The organism is Flagellimonas sp. HMM57 (assembly GCF_021390175.1).
Classification (GTDB): domain Bacteria; phylum Bacteroidota; class Bacteroidia; order Flavobacteriales; family Flavobacteriaceae; genus Flagellimonas.
Genome location: NZ_CP090004.1, coordinates 3,570,743 through 3,592,488, shown reverse-complemented (window position 1 = coordinate 3,592,488; position 21,746 = coordinate 3,570,743). Strand labels below are relative to the sequence as shown.

The window sequence follows — 21,746 nt, the reverse complement described above, 5'->3', positions numbered from 1 at the left end:
TAAAAGACCTAAACTAGAACAATAGTTAACAAAATATAGGCACTCGTATCGGGCAAGGCCCAACATGCCATATGTATGCAGTTAGTGGTAATTTGACCAAAATACAGATGGAAATTAAAAATTTGCAAGGGATAGATAATAAAGAAATTTTAAGTGTTTTCAATACATCTTTTTCTGACTATTTTGTCCCTTTTAAATTGACGGAAGAACAGTTGGCATCAAAAATGATTGTTGATAAAACCAACCTTGAATTATCCGTTGGTGTATTTGAAAATAAAAAGCTCATTGCTTTCATTCTACATGGAATTGATACCATTAATAATCAAAAAGTAGTATATAACGGGGGAACAGGTGTTATTCCAAAAAAAAGAGGTTCAGGATTAACAAAACAAATGTACCGCTACAATTTACCAGTTTTAGAAAAGAAAGGAATCGATAAAATCATTCTTGAAGTAATATCCAAAAATATTCAAGCCATAAAATCTTATGAAAAATCCGGTTTTACAACTACAAGGGAGTTAGCTTGTTATAAAGGAAATTTCACCTCTACCAAAATCAACAAAGAAATAGAGGTCAAGGAACTTCAAAACTATCAATGGAAGCAAATGGAATCTTTTTGGGATATAGATCCTACGTGGCAAAATTCAAAAAGAGTAATGGATAAATTGCGGATAGACAATATTTCATTTGGAGCTTACCTAAAAAACCAGTTAGTCGGCTATGTTATTTACAATCCGAAAAACAACCGAATACAACAAATCGCTGTAAACAAGAATTTTAGAAGAAAAGGAATAGCTTCAAATTTAATAGCTGAATTGGTAAAAAAGCACGGAAATGCCTTTTCTATTATTAATGTGGATAAAAAAGCTGAAAATGTTACCGGTTTTTTTGATTCAAAAGGGTTTAAAAATTATCTGGATCAGCTAGAAATGGAATTAAAATTTAATAAAGAACATAGCCAACAATAGCCTCAAGCAGTTGCTAATTCTCGCCTACCCTTCTACAAATCATGTATTGAGCTTATCGAAATGTTCAGGGTCGGCTCTTGAAGTTTTTGATTTCCTTGAAGAACAGAAATTTAAAGTTCGCTGAAAAACCTGCCCCTAATCCGAATGGAGGTTTCCAATTTATTATCATAAATCAGAAAAAAGAGAAAAGCGGACAAGCGAAATTATGGATTTATAAATCTAAACAGTTCTGATCAGGAATAGCTTACAACGGGCATCCGTCAATCCAAAACGGCCATACGTCAATGCACACCTTATATAAGTCGGCCAACGCCCTATTTTAACCTAATAACTAAGTTTAAAACCAAAAAATCATGAAACTATGCAAACTATGTGCCATGGCCACATCTGCCTTAGCGCTGTGCTTAATCTCTTGCTCGGATGGTGAAGACGGAACGGATGGCATTGATGGCATTGACGGAAAAAATGGTATCGATGGAAAAAATGGAATCAATGGTGTTGATGGACAAGATGGTGTCGGTTTTGATGAACTGACAAGATACGGCAACATCACTATGCATATGGAAGGCACCCGGCCAGATGGTGATTCTTTTTCCGATTCCAGAACGTATAGGTTTACTCCCGTGGAGGCCACCTCAATAGGTTCTTCAAATAGAGTTGATATCATTCCAATTCTAGAGGGTGGTGCCAGCTATGAGTTTAGAATTAGGCGCTATTATGCCAATCCCGATGAGGCATATCAACAGAACTACATCCGCTTTGTTATCTTAATTGACAACGTTGGAGAGGAAAATGAAGCTTTGGTTTCTGCAACAATGAGTATAGTAAACCATGCCGTTATAAGTGATGATGGTAAATTCTTCATTATAAATGATGTCTTTGGACTAGGTGAACCAAGCGTTCCCGAGTTCGAATTCTCCGATATGGCTTTCGACCCGGAAACCAATAACCTTTCTTTCGGATATCGGTTCAGCGTGGACGCAGAGTTTAACGATTCAGGAAATGACCTGCACATTTCAGGAAAAGTGGACGTAGACCTTTTGGAACTTATATAGCTAAATCTAAAAAGAATTTCATTCTTTTCTAAAACTATGGATTTTGAATCCATAATGGTTTAGTTATAGGATGCCAGAGGACATCGTGAAAAGATATTCTCTTTTCTTTTTGAGGAAATCCATCATCCGTCAATCCAAAACGGCCATCCATCAATCCACACCCTATATAAATCGGCCAGCACCCTATTTTCACCCAATATTAAGTTTAAAACCTAAAATCATGAAATTATATAGATTGCTCAGTATAACACTACTTACCCTTTCCATATGCCTGGTCTCCTGTTCTGGCGAGGACGGGGCGGACGGTACCAACGGTATCGATGGAAAAAACGGGGACGACGGTATTAACGGAACGAACGGTAAAAATGGAGCGGATGGAACCGATGGCGAAGGTTTTAACGAGTTGACACAATACGGCAACGTGACCATGGCCCTCAAAGGCACAAGACCGGACAGTGAGGGATTTGAGGACAGTGCGGACTTTACGTTTACGCCCGTTACCCTCCAAAATGAAGATGGTTCGTACAGTACATTGACGATAACTGAAATCGATAATGGCTTACGGTACGGGTTTGAGTTAACGCGTTTTTTGAGTGCACCCGATGATATATATCAAGATGCACATTTGTATTTTTTCATCCAAATCGATAATCTGGGCGAGCCTGAGGAGGAATTTGGTTTTATTGAGTTTGTAATAAATAATTATGCCGTGATCGGCGACGATAACAAGTACTTTATTATGAATGATGTATTTAATTTTGCCGAAGTTCCAGAGTCGGAGTTTTCCAATTTTGTCTTTGATCCCGAGACCTACAACCTAACCTTTTCGTATAATTTTATGGTTGACGAAGAGAACAATAGTTCCAGTAATCCCATTGAAATTTCCGGTGAGGCAAATGTTTTTGTAAAAGAGTTGGTCGAGGAGTGATACCATACCAATTTTTAGCATTCAAAAAGCTTATTTTGCATTAGAGAGGAGAGGGCATCGCAAAAAAGATGTCCTTTTCTCTTTTGGAGAGGTAATGCCAAAGTTTCTTCATCCGTCAATTCATATGCCCTATCCGTCAATTTTACCTCCTTTTCAAAATTGGACTTAACTATATTATGCCGTGAAGTGGTTTACACTTCTATAACTAAAAAACAAGTACTATGAATCAAATTAAAAAATTAAAACTCATCCTTTGTTTATTCTTTATTTTCTCAGTTTCCAACCTTTCAGCACAGCGGTTGGAATTTGAATCTGTAGAAAGAAGGGACGGAACCGCTTTTTTCGCAATTGACAAAACTACAGGTCAAATCTCATTTATGCTCGATCACGGTTCCCAAGCAGGTAATTGGAAAAATTATGGCGGCACCATTAAGAGAAACCCATTAGCGAAAAACTTAACCTTTTATACGCTCAAGAGAAGTGAGGGAACAGCTTTTTTTGGTATGGATGGTAGTACGGGACAAGTATATTATATGCTGGACTATGGATCAAATGCAGGTAATTGGGAAAGTTATGGAGGTACATTGCCAAGTTCAGGTAAAGGCTATGTGCGCTTTCAGGCAGCTACTCGCACCGAGGGCTCTGCTTTTTACGCCATGGACGGAGATACGGGACAAGTTTATTTTATGCTAGATTACGGGTCAAACGCAGGGAACTGGAAAAGTTATGGAGGAACTATTCCTAAATAGGAGTTCTATAAACTGTATCAGAAAAACCTTGGCCTAAAACAGTCGTCAACAATGAATAAAGCATGTTAAAACGAGCCTTGTTCAAACCAACTGTTTGCCGATGATGGAATTCTTTGGAAGTATTGGACAAAACTTACTTTTAGCATGAAAAACCGGGAAGTATTTTAAGAATGGACTAGAGCATAAATAGTAAATTAAAATAACATGTTTCATTGGATACCTTATGATAAAATCTACATAGAAAGTAAATAGGTTCAAAGGCAACTTCTGAAAAATCCCCCTGTTCTCAATCTCTAATTGGATTTGTAAAAAGCAAGAGATAGCATTGGCTATAATTTGAAGCTGTAATTCGTTAACTTTAGGCGCTCAAACGACGAACAGCGGATTTACTTTAGCGAAAAGTCCCAATATTTCCAAAGTATCCATAAACATATCCTGGCAATAACTAAACTATTATTGAAATCAGTGAAACATTAAAAATACTTGACTCAGGGGGTTACACAGGAAAAATTGTTCAAAGAATGGATATTGATGATAGTATTATATCCAACACAATATATTCCAATAAACAAAACGATTCCGAATGGCACTACCATGAAAACCTTCACATCAGCTTTGTGTTTGAAGGTGGAAAAGCCGACACTTTACGCAACACAAAATATACAGATCCCAATGGAAGTGTATTTTTTTACCATTCCGAAGAAAAACACCGTTGGATCTCCCCTCAATCGATATCGAAAAGTGCCAATATTGAGATAGGACGGGCATTCTTAAAAAAGCATCAGCTATCAGAAGCAATTATTAAAGAAGCAATTACAAAAAGGCCCAATGCCAAGGCCTTGATTTTAAAAATACAAAATGAAATGCTCACAAATGACTTGAATAGCCATTCTTCCATAGAGTCATTAGTATTGGAGTTGATAACAAATCCAGAAATGAAAACTTTTAAGGACACCCCAAAATGGGTCGTTGTCTTAAGGGAATTACTTCATGATAATTGGGATAAAGAGCTATCACTGGATGAAATAGCAAGGATTGTACAACTGCATCCGATAACAATTTCCAAATATTTCAGAAAATACTTCTCCTGCACATTGGGTGAGTACAAACGCATGTTAAAAGTTGAAAAAAGTATTGAACTCATCAAAGAGTTTGACAAGTCACTTTATGAAATAGCGTATGATTGTAACTTTTCGGATCAAAGCCATTTCATAAGAAATTTTAAAAAGGCAACCGGTTTTCTTCCAAAGAATTTTAGAAGTTTTTAGCGTAGGCAAATTTCATTCTATTTTCCCGTATCATCATCTTTTATTTTTGGCCTATATTTTTAAATCTAAAGATGAAGTCTAATAATTTACTATTCGCATTTTTTTTAATTCTTATCATTTCTTTTTCCTCTACCGCCCAAAATAAAATGGGCAAAACAATAGATAAAGATAAGGTTACCAAGATTATAGATTCGATTGCCAAACTAGCAGAAGTATATTATATTTCTGAAGAGATTGGCAAAAATACAGGAGATTATATCAAGGAAAGACACAGAAAAGGAGCTTACAATGGTTTGTCCTGTAAAAAACTGGCCAAACGGTTAACAAAAGATATGCGTGCAGTTAGTAACGATTTACATATGTCCGCTTTTTGTAGTGATTTTAAGGAAACCCCAAGTGAAAGTGCCCTGTCCACCAAACTGAATACACGTGGAGAAATCAGCAATTATGGATATGTAGAAACAAAAATCGACAAGAGCAATATTGGTTATCTAAAAATTGAACATTTCTCACGAACGCAATTTTTTCAAGAAATAAAGAAATCGGTTGATCTTTCTATGGCTATATTGAAAAATACAAATGCCCTGATCATCGATATACGTGATAACGATGGGGGCTTTGAAGAAATAGTCGCTTATTTAATGAGTTATTTTTTCGATGAAGAGCCTATTTATCTTCAAGAATACTATGCAAGGCATCTAGATAGAAAAAGAAGCATCAGTACAACCAATAGCATTCCAGGAAAAAAACTTCCAGAAATCCCGATCTACATATTGGTGAACAAAGACACAGGTTCGGCCGCAGAATCTTTGGCCTATATGATGAAACACCTAAAGAGAGCCACTATCATTGGGGAGACCACCGCGGGTGCTGGAAATGGCTCAAACCACCTTAGAGTTTCCAAGGAGCTCATGGTGTCTATAGCTACTTGGGAAACCATTAATTCTGTCACTAAAACAAGCTGGGAACAAGTAGGTGTCATACCCAACATCGAGACCAAAAGCAAAAAAGCCTTAAAAATCGCCCTCGATTTAGCAGAAGTATCAGCCGTTACGTACAAAGCAAAATTGGTAGATTCGTATAAAACATATTTAGACGATATGGAAAAGGCTTTGGAAGAACTCCCAAACAATCCTGAAAGCGAAGCACTGATGAGAAGCCTAACCGATTGCGTGAAAAATGGTTTGATCACAGAATCAGGAATCAACAGACTGGGTTATGATTTCTTAACACAACGGAAGATTCCAACAACGGCAGAGGCCATTTTTAAGTCAAATACGGTCCTATTTCCTAAATCAGCAAATGTTTTTGATAGTTATGCCGAAGCGTTGGCAATAAATGGAAAACTACAGGAATCAATAAAAAATTATGAAAAAGCTGTGAAAATAGCCATTGAAAACGAAGATTCCAATCTAGAGCTTTTTAAAGAGAATCTAGCGAAAGTAAGAAATCAAGTACAACCAAATCATTGAGTCCAACGGTAAACAGTCTCTATCAACCAATCTTAAATTTTTCAAGATAATACAAACCGAATCTCCTCCTACTCTGCGCTTCTAGTAAAAATCAACCCCAAATCTCAAAACTCATTTTCAAAAACTTAAAAAAAAGACTTTTTGACAAATACCCTATCCCGCTACGAATTACCTTTAATGTTCTTTTTTTCAAAAGCCTATACATACTGGCCGTTGACAAGCATAGAACACAGAGAAAATGACGAGAGAAGGGTTTATAAAAATCTTTGGAATGTTGGGGCTTGGCACTCCACTTCTTGATACTTTAGCATTACAAAACAATCAAAAAAAAACCAGTTTTTCGGGAAATGTAGTTATCGTAGGCGCGGGAGCTGCTGGTTTATCCGCAGGATATTTATTGAAAAAGCAAGGAATTGATTTTACCATACTCGAAGCCAGAAAGGTTCATGGTGGAAGAATGAAAACAAACAATGATTTTGCAGATTTTCCTATTCCGCTCGGTGCCGAATGGACAGTAGCAAATACAGGATATATGGACCAACTGGTTGGAAACAAAACGGTTTCTTCAAAAATCAATACCATCGGATATACCCAGAATGAAACCTATGGGGTTTGGTACAACAACAAACTGATTTTTGGTGACTTGGGCACACTCAACTACAGAAAATTTCTAAAAAGCTCTTGGCTCGATATTTTTGAGAAATACATTACTCCTACTTTGGCAGAGCATATACGGTACGAAACACCGGTTACTTCAATAGACTATTCAGATTCACCAATTGGCATAAAAACAAAAAGCTCTGAATTTAAAGCTGATAGGGTAATCATAACAACACCCTTACCACTACTACAAAATAAAAAAATCCAATTTCGGCCACAGTTACCAAAAAAGAAATTGAATGCCATCAACAATTTGGTAGTTTGGGACGGTTTTAAAGCCTTTATAGAGTTTAAGGAAAAGTTTTATCCTGCCTTTGTAGACGTTTTAATTCATCCAAAAACAGATGGGCAGTTATCCTACTATGATGCTTCTTACGGTCAAAAAACAAACAAAAATATCCTTGGTTTGTTTTCTGTTGGGAAACCGGCCAAGAAATACAGCCAACTAACCGATTTAGAGTTAAAAAACTACATGTTAAACAAGTTGGACAAGATTTTTGATGGTAAGGCAACATCAAATTATGTTAAACATATCAAACAAGATTGGTCTAAGGAACCTTATGCAGGAGGAGCATACATAAACGATCATGCGAATCCCAAAACCGTTGCTACAGTAAAGGAATCTGTTGATGAAAAACTATTTTTTGCAGGAGATTGCTATACCGATGGAAACGATTGGGGAAATGTCCATAATGCAATAGAGTCGGCCCAGCAATGTGTGCAAAAAATTTTAGAAAACTATAGTTAAAAATAGAATGAAAAAACTTTGTCCGTTACTACTACTGCTGTCCACTGTAAGTAGTATTCATGCGCAGAAATTTGAGAAGGAAAACCTCTACAGTATCTGGTACTTGGACAAATATTCAGATGCGGAAGCATACTATAAACCATCAAAAAAGGAAATCGGGGATTACTTTACCTTCAATAAAGATATGACCTACAGCCTCAAATCTGAAGGTGAACCCAGTTCAGGAACTTGGATGTTCAATACCAATGGAAATTACATCGAATTAAAGGAAGAGGATGGAAATACCGAAAAGTTGTACGTGTACTTTCTTTCAAAAAAATCCTTCGTCTTTAGTTATGATACCGATGAATATAGAATTTGGGAGGCACATTATGTTTCATGCAACTAAATACTTCATATGAGACCAATAGTTGTACTACTCATATCCTTCATAGTACTTTTTAAATCACAGGCGCAGGAAATTGTTCATTTGAAAACCGTTCCTTTTGAACCAGAAACGAGTACAATTTACATAGAAGAAGTAACTGACGAACGAGAAGAACAGCCCTTGGGATTGTTTAAAAAGGCAAACGGGAATAAAGTAACACTGCACTTGAACAAAGGCGCTGCTCAGGCTGTCAAAAATTTTTATGAAGCCTCATTATTGCCTGTTGGCAAGCCAATCCACATAAAAATAAAAGCATTAAACGTGCAGGAGTCGCACAGGCGCATGAACAAAGGTATCGTCAAAGTGGCCAGGGCCCATGTGGAACTATGGTTCTTTGAGAAGAACGGAAATACGATAACAGAAGTTTTCCGAATACAACACAATGAAGATGAAGTTTTTGGTTTGGCTGAAAAACAAAGGCTTCAAGATACCCATGAAAAAAGAATACGAGCTGCGTTGGAATATTGTATGCACGCTTTTTTGAATAACTACACTGAAACAACATCCAAACCATTGGTAAATCATTTTAAGCCTCCTACAGAGGGTTACAACGTAGATGAAAGGCTCGGCCAGTGGTTTAATCTTGTTACCCTAAAAGGTATGCGAAGCACCAATTTCGAAGGATACGGTGTTAGCTACACAGGTTTTGTGGACAGTAAAAAGGGTTTGATAAAGCCCTATGAAACCTCTTTTGAAGTTACCTGGACACGACCAGGAGTGGCAGAGGAAAATGGCTATAAAGACGTGAATTCATATGTATTTCGGCCAGAGCTGTATTTTTTCTACAAAAGGATTGTTACCGGGGTATATGCCACCGCCAGTGCCAATATTCCCATTGGCTATGAAATAGCAGAAGACTTGGATGGTGACAATTCCTTTAATTTTATAATTGGTGCCGGGGCAAGTCAAGGAATCAGAATTATGCCGTGGAAAAGAAAAGGACTCGTCTTTGGCGTTGATTTCTTTCAACAGTTTGAAACTTCCAAGGTATTTAGGACAGATTTTGGATTGGAACTGGTTTTAGGCGTAAACTTTTAAAAGCATCTCATAAATCAATACTAAAAAATGTATCACCCAAGATTATATAACGATTTCTACGATATGGGCCTCAAGTATGGCAAATTGCTCTATGAAAAAGCAAATTTTTCCATACCTCCAATTAGTGCTGAAAAAATGGAATTCGGGTTAGAATCATATGAAGAGCTAAAGCTCTTTTATCCCGAAATGATAGAAGAAATAGAGGGATTCGCCCAAGGAATAAAGGACACACCCGAGAAATTAGGAGCGTTTTTATTAAGCATAGGGATTTTTAATGCCACTGGGCAATGCAGTGTATTTGCCTTTAGAAATAGTACTTCTACCATTATTGGCCGAAACTACGATATGCTCTTCGCCTTTAAAAAATTCACGGAGAGTAGTTTAATTGCACCAACAAACAAATACTCATACATCAGCCAATCCGATGTATTTATAGGACGCTCGGATGGAATCAATGAAAAGGGACTATCTATTGCAATGTCTTTTGTAAATGGCACTAAGGTTCAGCCCGGCATAAGTTTTCATTTTGTAGTTAGAAAAGTGCTTGAAAATTGCAGTACCACAAAAGAAGCCACTGCGCTCATAAAAAAGGCCAAGGTTTCTTCTGCAAATAATTTTCTTGTAGCGGATAGCTCTGGTGATATTGCAGTAGTGGAATCTGCACCACAGCAAAGTAATATTCTACGACCAAAAAAAGACGAGAATTTTATGTTTGTTACCAATCAATTCACTTCCACTTGTATGAAACCTTTTGACAAAGGCGGAGTTGCATGGAGCAAGAGTTTGGAAAGATATGAAGGACTACAAAAAGCACTTAAAAATACAGCAGAAATGGATTTGGCGAAAGCAAAGGGGATACTTTCGGATAAATGTGTATGCTTAGATTTAAAGAAGGAAAAATTCGGAACAATATGGTCGGTAGTGGCAAACCTGAACGAATTAAAAATTGAAAGAGCGGAAGGCAAACCCAAGCTTACAAACTACAAACCCGAAACCAGATTGGATTGGTGGTTAAAAAAGAATAAATAGAAGACAAATCTCTGATGTCTGATGTCTGAATTTAGAAAACGAAAACCAAAAGAATAAATAAACCTTAAAACTCTATCCTTCAAGCTTTTACCTTTATCCAAGCCCTAAGCCCTAAGTCCTAAGCCCTAAGTCCTAAGTCCTAAGCCCTAAGTCCTAAGTCCTAAGTCCTAAGTCCTAAGCAAAAAAATTATTTACTCCGTTCCCCCACAAATTGGTCGCTCTTGTTTTTAAAAAGCACATTAAATGTGGTCAAACTGCCATAAATACGGGTAATATACTGTTGAAGGTCCACTTTTTCTTGATCATCCAGATTTTTACTGCTATTTATTTTCTGTTCCATAACACGGATACGGTCACGTACCATAACAATTTTATGAAAGAATGTATCAATGGGCATTTCTTTGTTTGCCATAGCATCCCCAGGTTCCAAAACAAGCTTTCCTCCACGCCACTTATCGGCAATGGCTACTTTCTCTCCGGTATCGCTCCATTTTTGCAGAATCGATACCAAGGAACGCTCAACATCAAAAAAGCTAACGGAATCCACTTCATCCTCAACACCTTCAATTACTTCAAACTCTGAATCTATATCAATGGTTTCCAGTCCATTCTCCAAGAAAGTCACCCAATAATGCTTGGAAGAAACGTTGGTAACCACTCCTTTTCCATATTCCGGATGTTCAATGCGAGAACCTATGCCCAATAATTTCATGCGTTATATTTTAAATTTATCAACTCGGTTACAGTTTCGACCAAGCTACAATCAATAGTATTTGTTCGATAAAAATACCCTTCATAACGAAGAGTTCTTTAATCAATCCAAAAATAAGACATCAATTAACAAAAACGAAACAAGAAGCCACTTCCATTTTAAGATTCAAAACCTTATTTTAGCATCTTGTGCTATGATTAATTACGAAGAAAATATTGAAGTTCGTGGGGCAAGGGTCCACAACTTAAAAAATATCGATGTCACCATACCAAGGGAAAAATTGGTGGTCATAACCGGGCTTTCCGGAAGCGGCAAATCCTCTTTAGCTTTTGACACCATTTATGCCGAAGGACAACGTAGATACATAGAAACTTTCTCTGCTTATGCCCGACAGTTTTTAGGCGGATTGGAACGTCCGGATGTAGATAAGATAGACGGACTATCCCCTGTTATTGCCATTGAACAAAAGACCACTTCAAAATCCCCACGTTCAACTGTAGGAACTATCACGGAAATATATGATTTTCTGAGACTTCTCTTTGCAAGGGCCGGCGACGCCTACAGTTACAATACTGGCGAGAAAATGGTAAGCTATAGCGATGAACAAATCAAAAAGCTGATTATCGACTCCTATCTGGAAAAGAAAATTAATGTTCTGGCGCCAGTGATTAAATCCAGAAAGGGGCACTATCGGGAACTCTTTGAACAAATTGCAAAGCAAGGTTTTGTAAAGGTGAGAGTTGATGGGGTCATAGTGGATATTACCAAGGGCATGAAGGTTGATCGCTACAAAACTCACGATATAGAGATAGTTGTCGACCGTCTTAAAGTTGTGGAAAACGAGGATTTTCACAAACGGCTCAAAGAAACTATCAATACAGCCATGTACACTGGAAACAACGTGCTCATGGTCTTGGAAGAAGGCGAAAAAATACCACGTTATTTCAGTCGGGATTTAATGTGCCCTTCCACAGGAATCTCCTACCCCACTCCAGAACCGAATACATTTTCCTTCAATTCGCCTAAAGGCATGTGCCCAAAATGTAATGGTCTTGGGCACGTGTACGAGGTAAATGAGCAAAAGATTTTTCCAAATAAAAAACTATCCATCAAAGCAGGAGGCATTGCACCTCTTGGAGAGTATAAGAGTTCTTGGGCCTTCAAGCAGTTGGAAACCATAGCACAACGGTACTCGTTTGAGTTGACCGACCCATTAGAGAAGATACCGGCCGAGGCTATGGATATCATCTTGAACGGAGGAAACGATAGTTTTGAAGTTGATTCAAAAACGTTGGGCGTAAAACGTCAATATAAAATTGATTATGAAGGGATTTCAAACTTTATCAAAAATCAATTCGATGAGGCAAACTCCACTTCCATAAAACGTTGGGCCAAAGAATATATGGACAAAGTTCAATGTCCCAATTGTGAAGGCGCCAGATTGCGAAAGGAATCTTTGTACTTCAAGGTTGGGAAAAAAAACATAGCTGAACTTGCACATTTGGACATTTCGGAGTTGGCGTCCTTTTTTGAAGCACTTGACGATAACCTGAAAGGAAATCAGAAAAAAATAGCAGAGGAAATTATAAAAGAGATTAAAACCAGAATTCAGTTTTTGTTGGATGTCGGTCTCGATTACCTATCCCTAAATAGAAGTTCAAAATCTTTATCTGGTGGTGAAGCGCAACGTATTCGGTTAGCTACGCAGATTGGTTCACAATTGGTGGGCGTACTCTATATTTTGGACGAGCCCAGTATAGGTCTGCATCAACGTGACAATGAACGTTTGATAAATTCCTTGGTCTCGCTTCGGGATATTGGAAACTCGGTTATTGTGGTGGAACATGATAAAGATATGATCGAGCATGCGGACCACGTTATCGATATAGGTCCGAAAGCCGGTAAACATGGTGGTGAGATTATTTCTGAAGGTAAGCCCGAAGATTTAAAACTCCATCAAACTCTCACAGCAGAATACATTACAGGAGTTCGGGAAATTCCGGTTCCCCAGAATAGAAGAAAAGGAACAGGAAAGAAAATTGTGCTATCGGGCTGTACGGGAAACAACTTGAAAAACGTGACTGCAGAATTTCCTTTAGGAAAACTTGTAGGTGTTACAGGGGTATCGGGCAGTGGTAAATCCACCCTAATCAACGAGACCCTCTACCCCATCATGAACGCACATTATTTTAATGGCGTCAAAAAACCAATGCCCTACAAAAAAATTAAAGGGCTGGAACATGTCGATAAGGTCATCGATATTAACCAATCCCCTATTGGTAGGACTCCGCGTTCCAATCCCGCTACCTATACCGGCACATTTAGTGAGATTAGGGCACTCTTTGCAAAAACCACTGAGGCCACTATCCGCGGTTACAAACCAGGAAGATTTAGTTTTAACGTTGCCGGCGGACGCTGCGAAACTTGTCAAGGAGGTGGCCTAAAGGTCATTGAAATGAATTTTCTACCAGATGTTTACGTTGAGTGCGAAACGTGCAATGGTAAACGTTTTAATAGGGAAACACTGGAAATAAGATATAAGGGAAAATCCATAGCGGATGTACTGGAAATGACCATTAACGAAGCTGTGGACTTTTTTGAGAACATACCCAAAATCCACAGAAAACTAAAGACGATTAAAGATGTAGGACTTGGTTACATTTCACTGGGGCAACAATCAACAACACTCTCTGGTGGTGAAGCACAGCGGGTAAAACTGGCCACCGAACTTTCTAAGCGAGATACGGGAAACACATTCTATATTTTGGATGAGCCCACAACGGGCCTTCATTTTGAAGATATTAGAGTGTTGATGGAAGTTTTGAACAAATTGGTAGACAAAGGAAACACCATCTTGGTCATAGAGCACAATATGGATGTTATAAAAATGATGGATTACATCATAGATATTGGATATGAAGGAGGACGTGGTGGCGGAATGATCGTTGCCAAAGGCACACCGGAAGAGGTCGCCAAAGACGAAAAAAGTTATACGGCAAAGTTTTTGAGGAAAGAATTGGATAATGCCAAACAAAAAGTGGCTTCAGCCGTTTAAAAATCAATAAAAGTATATGCGAAAAGAACAACATCATAAAGGTTGGAACGAGATAAAAACCAACGACTCTTGGGCTATTTTCAAGATTATGGGCGAATTCGTCAATGGTTTTGAGAAAATGAGTGAAATAGGCCCTTGTGTCTCCATTTTTGGGTCAGCACGTACAAAACCAGGCGAAGAATATTATGAACTTACCGTAAAAATCGCAAAAAGTATTGCTGCAGCAGGATATGGTGTTATTACTGGAGGTGGGCCAGGTATTATGGAAGCAGGAAACAAAGGAGCAAACTTAGCAGGAGGCATATCTGTAGGCTTAAACATCGATTTACCTTTTGAGCAACATGATAATCCATTTATTGATAGCGATAAAAGTTTGGATTTCGACTACTTTTTTGTCCGCAAGGTAATGTTTGTAAAATACTCTCAAGGTTTTGTGGTTATGCCAGGTGGTTTTGGCACTTTAGATGAACTTTTTGAAGCTATTACTTTGATACAGACCAACAAAATCCAAAAATTCCCGATTATTTTGGTAGGATGTGATTTTTGGTGTGGCCTTACGGACTGGATCAAGGATACCATGATTAAAGCCGGGAATATCAGTCCTACGGATTTAGACCTTATAAAAGTTGTGGAGACCGAAGATGAAGTTGTCGAAATAATCGATGCTTTTTATAAAGGTAGAACCCTAAGTCCTAATTTCTAACGCAATACATCCTTGGTAAACTACGGTTCAATTCATAAGCTGTTATCATTTTTCATTCTTTTTCTGAGCTTTTCCCTTTTGGCTCAGCACAAGAATGAAATCAATGCTACTTTGAACGACTCTACCAAACAAATTGAAATACAACAAAAATTCACTTATGTGAACGACTCTGAGGATGGACTATCCATCCTCTATTTTAATGACTGGAACCATGCCTATGCCAACAGAAACACTGCCTTGGCCAAACGTTTTGGAGAAGAATTTAAGCGTAGTCTTCACCTGGGGAAAGATTCTGAAAAAGGAGATACCCACATTGTTAGTATTGTAGACAGTGATTACATAGGATTGGATTGGAATAGGGTCAAAAACAAGGATATTATTAGAATCAAGCTTGAGAAAGTGCTGGAGCCTGGTGAATCTGCTGAACTTTTTTTCACCTATACCATAAAGTTGCCACACAAAAAGTTTACGCAGTATGGTTATAATGACAACGGGGAATACTATTTAAAGGATTGGTATTTAGTGCCATCGGTTTATGACGAGGAATGGAAGTTATACGACAACATGAACCTTGATGATACTTATACTGATGTAGCAAACACCAGTATAGACTTCAGCTACCCAGAAGAACTGTCTTTGGCTTCTAATTTTGATGAGTTCAGTCCCAACACGTATTTGGGTGCCCAACATATCATTCTGCGAGGAACCAATAGGAAAAACTGTGAAATAATTCTTAGCAGACAAAAACGTTTTACCAAGCACGTAACCCGATTTTTAACTGTTACTACAGATTTAAGCACCAATAAATATGATGATATATCCCAAGGCATATCCATTGATAAAATAGCTAAATTTCTAGATGCAAATCTTGGTAGATACCCGCATGGCAATCTATTGGTAAGTCAAATTAATTATAATAAAACTCCACTATACGGAATAAACCAATTACCCTCTTTTATAAGGCCCTACAAAGAACAGTTTCAGTTCGAAATGAAGTTTTTAAAAACGGCCATAAATAGTTTTTTGGAAGAGACTTTGTTCTTGGACCCGAGAGCGGAACGCTGGGTAAATGATGCCATCGCCAATTATTTGATAATAAGATATGTTGAAGACAATTATCCAGATCAAAAGTTAGCCGGAAAACTTTCCAAATTATGGGGCTTTAGAAGTTTTCATTTAGCAAAAATGGACTTTAATGAGCAATATGCCCTTTTGAGCATGTTCGCTGCACGTAAAAACATTGACCAAGCTCTTAGCACACCCAATGATTCCTTGATCAAATTCAATGCAAAAATAGCCAATAGTTACAAGGCCGGATTGGGCATGTACTATCTTTCAGATTATTTGGGAAACAAAAAAGTGGACAGTAGTATTATATCTTTCTATAAAACACATAATCTGCGGCCCAAGGTAAAAGCAACAGATTTTAGAAATGAAATAGAGAAATTTTCGGATAAGAAAATTGATTGGTTTTTTGACGAATATGTTGCCACAAGAAAGAAGATAGATTTTAAAATAAAAAAAATAGATAAAACGGAAGATTCTATCACTTTTATCATAAAAAATAAAAGAGGAACAAAAGTCCCCATTTCATTGTTCGGTCTCCAAAAAGACTCTGTGGTTTCTAAATATTGGTTTTCGGATATTGATACATCAAGGACCTTTACCATACCCAGAAAGGGGGAAGATAAGCTTGTTCTTAATTATGATCAGAAAATACCAGAGTTCAATCAACGGGATAATTGGAAAACATTGAGTGGCTTTTTTTCCAGTAATAAAAAGTTGAAGTTTCAATTTTTCAAGGATACCGAAGACCCCTACTTTAATCAAGTTTTTTATGTTCCTATCGCAAATTTTAATGTTTATGATGGTATTACACCTGGAATGAGGATTTATAACAAAACCTTTTTAGAACGACCATTTCAATATGATTTTGCTCCTACCTACTCCTTTTTGGAGAAAACTGTAGTAGGGAAAGCCAGTCTTAGATACCGTAAATATCATGGAAAAAGTGGCCTGTTTGTATCCAATTATTCTTTTTCAGGGTCCACTTCCCACTTTCAGGTTAATTCTCGGTTTACCACGCTAACTCCGGCCATCAGTTTTGGATGGAGACCAGAAAACCTTATTTCAAATCGAAGGCAATCGTTGCTTTTTCGATACAGAAGTGTATTCCGAAACATAGATGAGGCGATAGTAGATCAAATTGATACAGAGCCAGACTACAGTGTATTCAATGTTCGATTTAGAGACACGGACAATGATATTTTAAACTTTAGTTCTTGGTATTTAGATGGCCAACATTCAAGCGACTTCACCAAATTATCGTTTGAAATGGAATATAGAAAACTATATGAGAACAATAGGCAGTTTAATGTTCGATTTTATGCGGGTAAATTTTTGAGGAACAGAACAGATTCAGATTTTTTTAGTTTTGCTCTGGATAGGCCTACAGATTATTTATTTGATCTAGCTTATTTGGGGAGATCAGAAGATTCAGGTATCTATAGCCAACAGATAATCATAGCGGAAGGTGGGTTTAAATCCCAATTGGAGAATCCATTTGCCAATGATTGGATTGCAACCACAAATGCAAGCACAAGTATATGGAGATGGATAGAAGTCTATGGTGATTTAGGGTTCATAAGGAATAAAGGACAAGATCCACGATTTGTATATGACTCTGGCGTACGGTTAAACCTTGTAACCGATTTTTTCGAATTATACTTCCCCGTGTATTCTAATAGAGGGTGGGAAATTGCTGAACAGAACTACGGGGAACGAATACGATTTATAGTCACACTAAGCCCAAGAACCCTAACTGGACTATTTACCAGAAAATGGTTTTAAATTGATAAATTCCTAAAAAAAGGCTTTTTAAGAATCTCGTTATTAGAATATATTTAAATATAATAACATTTAAGTATCAAAATAGCATTTTATTAACAGCTCTCCTCGTTGCTAATTTCCTTGAATTTTAGTAATTTTGCACAAAATCTTCAATCCCATATGAAACCAGAATCCTCAACAAGCAGCGATATTTCTTTCGATGACTTTCAATCTCAAATTATAAAGGATTATCAAATTGCTGTGACAAGCAGGGAATGTAGTTTGTTGGGAAGACGCGAAGTACTTTCTGGAAAAGCAAAGTTCGGGATTTTTGGTGATGGTAAAGAGTTACCACAACTAGCTATGGCCCGGGCTTTTGAAGATGGAGATTTTAGAAGTGGCTACTACCGTGACCAAACGTTTATGATGGCGTTAGGTTATTTAAGCCCGAAAGAGTTTTTCCATGGCCTCTATGCAACAACCGATATAGAAAAAGAACCCATGAGTGCCGGGCGACAGATGGGAGGACATTTTACCACCCATAGTCTAGATGAAAACGGTGAATGGAAAGACCTGACAAAACAGAAAAACAGTAGTGCTGATATCTCCTGTACTGCTGGTCAAATGCCCAGATTATTGGGATTGGCACAAGCTTCAAAAATCTATCGCAATGTAAAGGATATTGACCAAACCAACTTTTCCAATAATGGAAATGAAGTTGCTTGGGGGACCATAGGCAATGCAAGTACTAGTGAAGGTCATTTTTTTGAGACCATAAATGCTGCAGGCGTATTACAGGTACCCATGATAATGTGCGTATGGGACGATGCATATGGGATTTCTGTCCCTGCCGAGTTCCATACTACAAAAGGAGATATTTCAGAAATACTTAAGGGTTTACAACGTGATGACAAGAACGAAGGCTATGAAATTCTTAAGGTAAAAGGTTGGGATTACACAGCTCTTATTCACGCTTTCGAAAATGCATCGGAAATTGCAAGGGAAAACCATGTACCCGTGCTAATTCATGTTACCGAACTTACACAACCTCAAGGTCACTCCACTTCCGGTTCCCATGAACGTTACAAATCCGAAGAACGATTGATGTGGGAACGTGAAAATGACTGTAACAAAAAGTTTAGGGAATGGATTCTTGAAAACAATATCTGTGCCGAGCAGGATTTAAAAAGTCTTGAAAGGGAAATCAAGCAAACCGTTAGAGCGGCAAAGAAAGAAGCTTGGAATGAATTCCTCAAGCCTCATCAAAATGAAAAGAATCAACTTGTAGAGCTATTAGGGAATGCAGCCGAGAAAAGCCCTAACCAAAACTTTATATCGAAAATAAAGAATGACCTTATTGCTACAGAAGAACCATTGAAAAAAGATTTAGCATCCAAATCGAGAAAGGCGTTACGTTATCTTTTGGGTGAGACTACCCAAGAAAAGGTACAATTACAGCAATGGGTCGAGAATTTTTTAAATTCAGCACAACCAAAGTATAGTTCTCATCTCTATAGCGAACATGATACCAATGTTCTTGGTATTGAGGCAAACGCTCCAGAATATACAGAGGATTCAGAACAAGTAGATGGTAGAATCATTCTAAGAGACAATTTTGACAAATTATTTGAAAAATACCCTAAAGCTTTAGTATTTGGTGAAGATACCGGGAATATTGGGGATGTAAACCAAGGACTGGAAGGATTACAGAAAAAGTATGGTCCGTATAGAGTGGCTGACACCGGAATCCGGGAAACCACAATCATCGGCCAAGGTATTGGACTGGCCCTTAGAGGTCTAAGGCCAATTGCTGAGATACAATATCTGGATTATATCATGTACGCATTGCAAACATTGAGTGATGACTTATCAACCTTAATGTACCGTACCGTTGGTAAGCAAAAAGCACCTTTAATCGTAAGAACGCGAGGCCATAGACTTGAAGGTATCTGGCATTCCGGATCACAAATGGGAGGGCTAGTACATTTGCTCAGGGGTATGTACATCTTAGTTCCAAGGAACATGACCCAAGCTGCGGGATTCTACAATACATTGATGAAAAGTGATGAACCTGCCTTGGTTATTGAAAGTCTGAACGGATATCGCTTAAAGGAAAAAAGACCCTCTAATCTTGGTGAGTTCTGTGTACCCGTAGGAAAAGTTGAGACTTTAAAGGAAGGTACCGATATTACCTTGCTTTCCTATGGATCCACATTACGAATAGTAGAAAAAGTTGCGAAAGAATTATTAGAGATAGGTATTGATGCAGAAGTCATAGATGCACAGTCACTACTACCTTTTGATGTTTCTCATGATGTTGTAAAGAGTTTGAAAAAGACCAACAGGCTATTAATTGTAGATGAGGATGTACCTGGAGGGTGCTCTGCTTACCTCTTACAGGAAATCTTGGAAAAACAAGGAGGTTACAATTTTTTGGACAGTGCGCCACAAACACTTACGGCTAAGGCACATCGCCCTGCATATGCTTCAGATGGGGATTATTTCTCAAAACCAAATGCTGAGGATATTTTTGAGAAAGTCTATGCTATCATGAACGAAACCGACCCGGGTTCCTATCCCAGTTTACTTTAAAATAATTCATTTCGATACCCTATTTTTTTTCGTATCAAAATATTTTAATAAATAATTAGGTTTCTATTAAGACATAATTTATACTTTCACGAAAACTTTATTTCCCCACATCAATGAAAAACAACATTCTGATACATTTGGGACTAGCACTTCTTAGAATAGTCCCTTCTGCATTTATGCTAACACATGGCTTGCCAAAGTTCCAAAATCTTATTTCGGGCAATACAGAATTCCCAGACCCAATAGGTATTGGTCAGACTCCCTCTTTATTTCTGACCGTAATCGGTGAATTTCTTTGCCCTATTCTTATAATCATTGGATTCAAGACACGCTGGGCAACAATTCCTGCGGCAATAACAATGTTGGTTGCAGCTTTGGTCGTGCATGGTGCAGACCCATTTGGAAAAAAAGAATTGGCATTTTTGTACGCTACAGTTTTTATCGTTGTCTTCCTATTGGGACCAGGTAAGTACAGTATCGATAAAAAATAGAACCTATATAATTTCTATCAACAACTCTTTGAGAAGACTGGCTTGTTGCACATTACTGGCGCCAACGCCTTTTCCCTTTAGATCCAATCTACGTAAACTAGAGATAATACCACTTACTCGCTTCATTGGATAGTTTCTTGCTGCCACTGTAAACTCGTTAACGAAGTAAGGGTTAATGCCAAGTACTTTAGCAACATTACCTGGAGAATGGTCTTTAAGTCCATGGTATTGCAACAACTGTGTAAAAAAAGTATTGAGCAAGGTTATGGTCACTACGAACGGATTGTCCTTTGGGTTCTGGGAAAAGTAATCGATAATGCGTGTTGCCTTGCCTACATTACGTTCCCCTATGGCCTTTTTAAGCTCAAAATTATTGAAGTCCTTACTTATACCAATGTGTTCCTCTATAAGGTCTGGGGTTATCTCCTTTTCAGGAGGCACCACAATCGTTAACTTGTCAAGTTCATTGGCTATTTTGCTAAGATCTGTTCCTAAAAACTCAACAAGTAACATTGCCGCCTTGGGAGCAATCTTATACTTTTTTCCACTCAAAGTTCTTCGTATCCATTCAGAAACCTGATTTTCATACAGCTTTTTGCTTTCAAAAAGTTCTCCATTTTTTTGAATGGCCTTGTAGAGCTTTTTACGTTTATCCAGCTTTTTGTATTTGTAACAAATTACCAGTATGGTTGTAGGCTGTGGGTTATCAACATAGGTAATAAAATTTTCGATGGTTCTAGAAAGATGTTGCGCTTCCTTTACGATTACCACTTGGTATTGAGACATCATGGGAAAACGTTTGGCATTGGCAACTACATCGTCCACGCTGGTATCGCGCCCATAAAGTACCATTTGATTAAATCCCTTCTCATCTTCCGTTAGGACATGGTCTGCAATATACTTTGAAATCTTATCAATATAATATGGTTCATCCCCCATTAAAAAATAAACAGGCTTTGGAACTCCATTTTTTATATCGGCAACAATTTGTTTTACCCTGTCCATTCAGAAAAAATCATCAA

General features: G+C 37.8%; 17 protein-coding genes. 15 read left to right on the top strand and 2 right to left on the bottom strand.

Going from position 1 to position 21,746, the window contains the following annotated elements; genetic code table 11:
• Window positions 1-107: 107 nt before the first annotated feature.
• The 10 genes from LV716_RS15940 (at window position 108) to LV716_RS15895 (ending at window position 10,342) form a co-directional block, all read left to right on the top strand.
• Complete coding sequence (locus tag LV716_RS15940; RefSeq protein ID WP_163419500.1) at window positions 108-968, top strand: GNAT family N-acetyltransferase; 861 nt, start codon at window positions 108-110, stop codon at window positions 966-968.
• A 353-nt stretch (window positions 969-1,321) separates the two neighbouring features.
• The gene (locus LV716_RS15935) at window positions 1,322-2,023 is read left to right on the top strand and encodes a hypothetical protein (protein WP_163417934.1); all 702 of its coding nucleotides are present in this window, start codon (window positions 1,322-1,324) and stop codon (window positions 2,021-2,023) included.
• 220 nt (window positions 2,024-2,243) lie between these two features.
• Entirely contained in the window at window positions 2,244-2,951 is a 708-nt protein-coding gene (locus LV716_RS15930) for a hypothetical protein (protein ID WP_163417933.1), read from the top strand.
• A gap of 221 nt (window positions 2,952-3,172) precedes the next feature.
• Window positions 3,173-3,700: a hypothetical protein gene (locus tag LV716_RS15925; RefSeq protein WP_163418769.1), complete on the top strand. Its 528-nt coding sequence runs from the start codon at window positions 3,173-3,175 to the stop codon at window positions 3,698-3,700.
• A 521-nt stretch (window positions 3,701-4,221) separates the two neighbouring features.
• A complete protein-coding gene (locus LV716_RS15920) occupies window positions 4,222-4,968 on the top strand; it encodes an AraC family transcriptional regulator (protein ID WP_163418768.1) in 747 nt (248 codons plus the stop codon).
• A 71-nt stretch (window positions 4,969-5,039) separates the two neighbouring features.
• Entirely contained in the window at window positions 5,040-6,440 is a 1,401-nt protein-coding gene (locus tag LV716_RS15915) for a S41 family peptidase (RefSeq protein ID WP_163418767.1), read from the top strand.
• 238 nt (window positions 6,441-6,678) lie between these two features.
• The gene (locus LV716_RS15910; RefSeq protein WP_163418766.1) at window positions 6,679-7,848 is read left to right on the top strand and encodes an NAD(P)/FAD-dependent oxidoreductase; all 1,170 of its coding nucleotides are present in this window, start codon (window positions 6,679-6,681) and stop codon (window positions 7,846-7,848) included.
• A gap of 7 nt (window positions 7,849-7,855) precedes the next feature.
• Window positions 7,856-8,236 carry a lipocalin family protein gene (locus tag LV716_RS15905; RefSeq protein ID WP_163418765.1) on the top strand — a complete coding sequence of 127 codons (381 nt, stop codon included), beginning with the start codon at window positions 7,856-7,858 and terminating at the stop codon, window positions 8,234-8,236.
• 9 nt (window positions 8,237-8,245) lie between these two features.
• Window positions 8,246-9,313 carry a hypothetical protein gene (locus LV716_RS15900; protein WP_163418764.1) on the top strand — a complete coding sequence of 356 codons (1,068 nt, stop codon included), beginning with the start codon at window positions 8,246-8,248 and terminating at the stop codon, window positions 9,311-9,313.
• Window positions 9,314-9,340: 27 nt separating this feature from the next.
• Window positions 9,341-10,342, top strand: a complete 1,002-nt coding sequence (locus tag LV716_RS15895; RefSeq protein WP_163418763.1) for a C45 family autoproteolytic acyltransferase/hydolase — start codon at window positions 9,341-9,343, stop codon at window positions 10,340-10,342.
• A gap of 187 nt (window positions 10,343-10,529) precedes the next feature.
• Here LV716_RS15895 and LV716_RS15890 read toward each other — a convergent pair whose 3' ends face one another.
• Entirely contained in the window at window positions 10,530-11,054 is a 525-nt protein-coding gene (locus LV716_RS15890; protein ID WP_163418762.1) for a hypothetical protein, read from the bottom strand.
• 193 nt (window positions 11,055-11,247) lie between these two features.
• Between LV716_RS15890 and uvrA the strand changes: the two genes are divergently transcribed.
• The 5 genes from uvrA to LV716_RS15865 all read left to right on the top strand — a co-directional run bounded on the left by uvrA (window position 11,248) and on the right by LV716_RS15865 (window position 20,724).
• Window positions 11,248-14,109, top strand: a complete 2,862-nt coding sequence (gene uvrA, locus LV716_RS15885) for an excinuclease ABC subunit UvrA (RefSeq protein WP_163418761.1) — start codon at window positions 11,248-11,250, stop codon at window positions 14,107-14,109.
• A gap of 16 nt (window positions 14,110-14,125) precedes the next feature.
• Window positions 14,126-14,812, top strand: a complete 687-nt coding sequence (locus tag LV716_RS15880) for a TIGR00730 family Rossman fold protein (protein ID WP_163418760.1) — start codon at window positions 14,126-14,128, stop codon at window positions 14,810-14,812.
• A gap of 78 nt (window positions 14,813-14,890) precedes the next feature.
• Entirely contained in the window at window positions 14,891-17,662 is a 2,772-nt protein-coding gene (locus LV716_RS15875; RefSeq protein WP_233759159.1) for a metalloprotease, read from the top strand.
• Window positions 17,663-17,821: 159 nt separating this feature from the next.
• Window positions 17,822-20,233 carry a thiamine pyrophosphate-dependent enzyme gene (locus LV716_RS15870; RefSeq protein ID WP_163418759.1) on the top strand — a complete coding sequence of 804 codons (2,412 nt, stop codon included), beginning with the start codon at window positions 17,822-17,824 and terminating at the stop codon, window positions 20,231-20,233.
• A gap of 113 nt (window positions 20,234-20,346) precedes the next feature.
• Window positions 20,347-20,724 carry a DoxX family protein gene (locus tag LV716_RS15865; protein WP_163418758.1) on the top strand — a complete coding sequence of 126 codons (378 nt, stop codon included), beginning with the start codon at window positions 20,347-20,349 and terminating at the stop codon, window positions 20,722-20,724.
• A gap of 3 nt (window positions 20,725-20,727) precedes the next feature.
• On the opposite strand, the gene holA is transcribed toward LV716_RS15865, so the two are convergent.
• Window positions 20,728-21,729 carry a DNA polymerase III subunit delta gene (gene holA, locus LV716_RS15860; RefSeq protein WP_163418757.1) on the bottom strand — a complete coding sequence of 334 codons (1,002 nt, stop codon included), beginning with the start codon at window positions 21,727-21,729 and terminating at the stop codon, window positions 20,728-20,730.
• Between the last annotated feature and the right edge of the window lie 17 nt (window positions 21,730-21,746).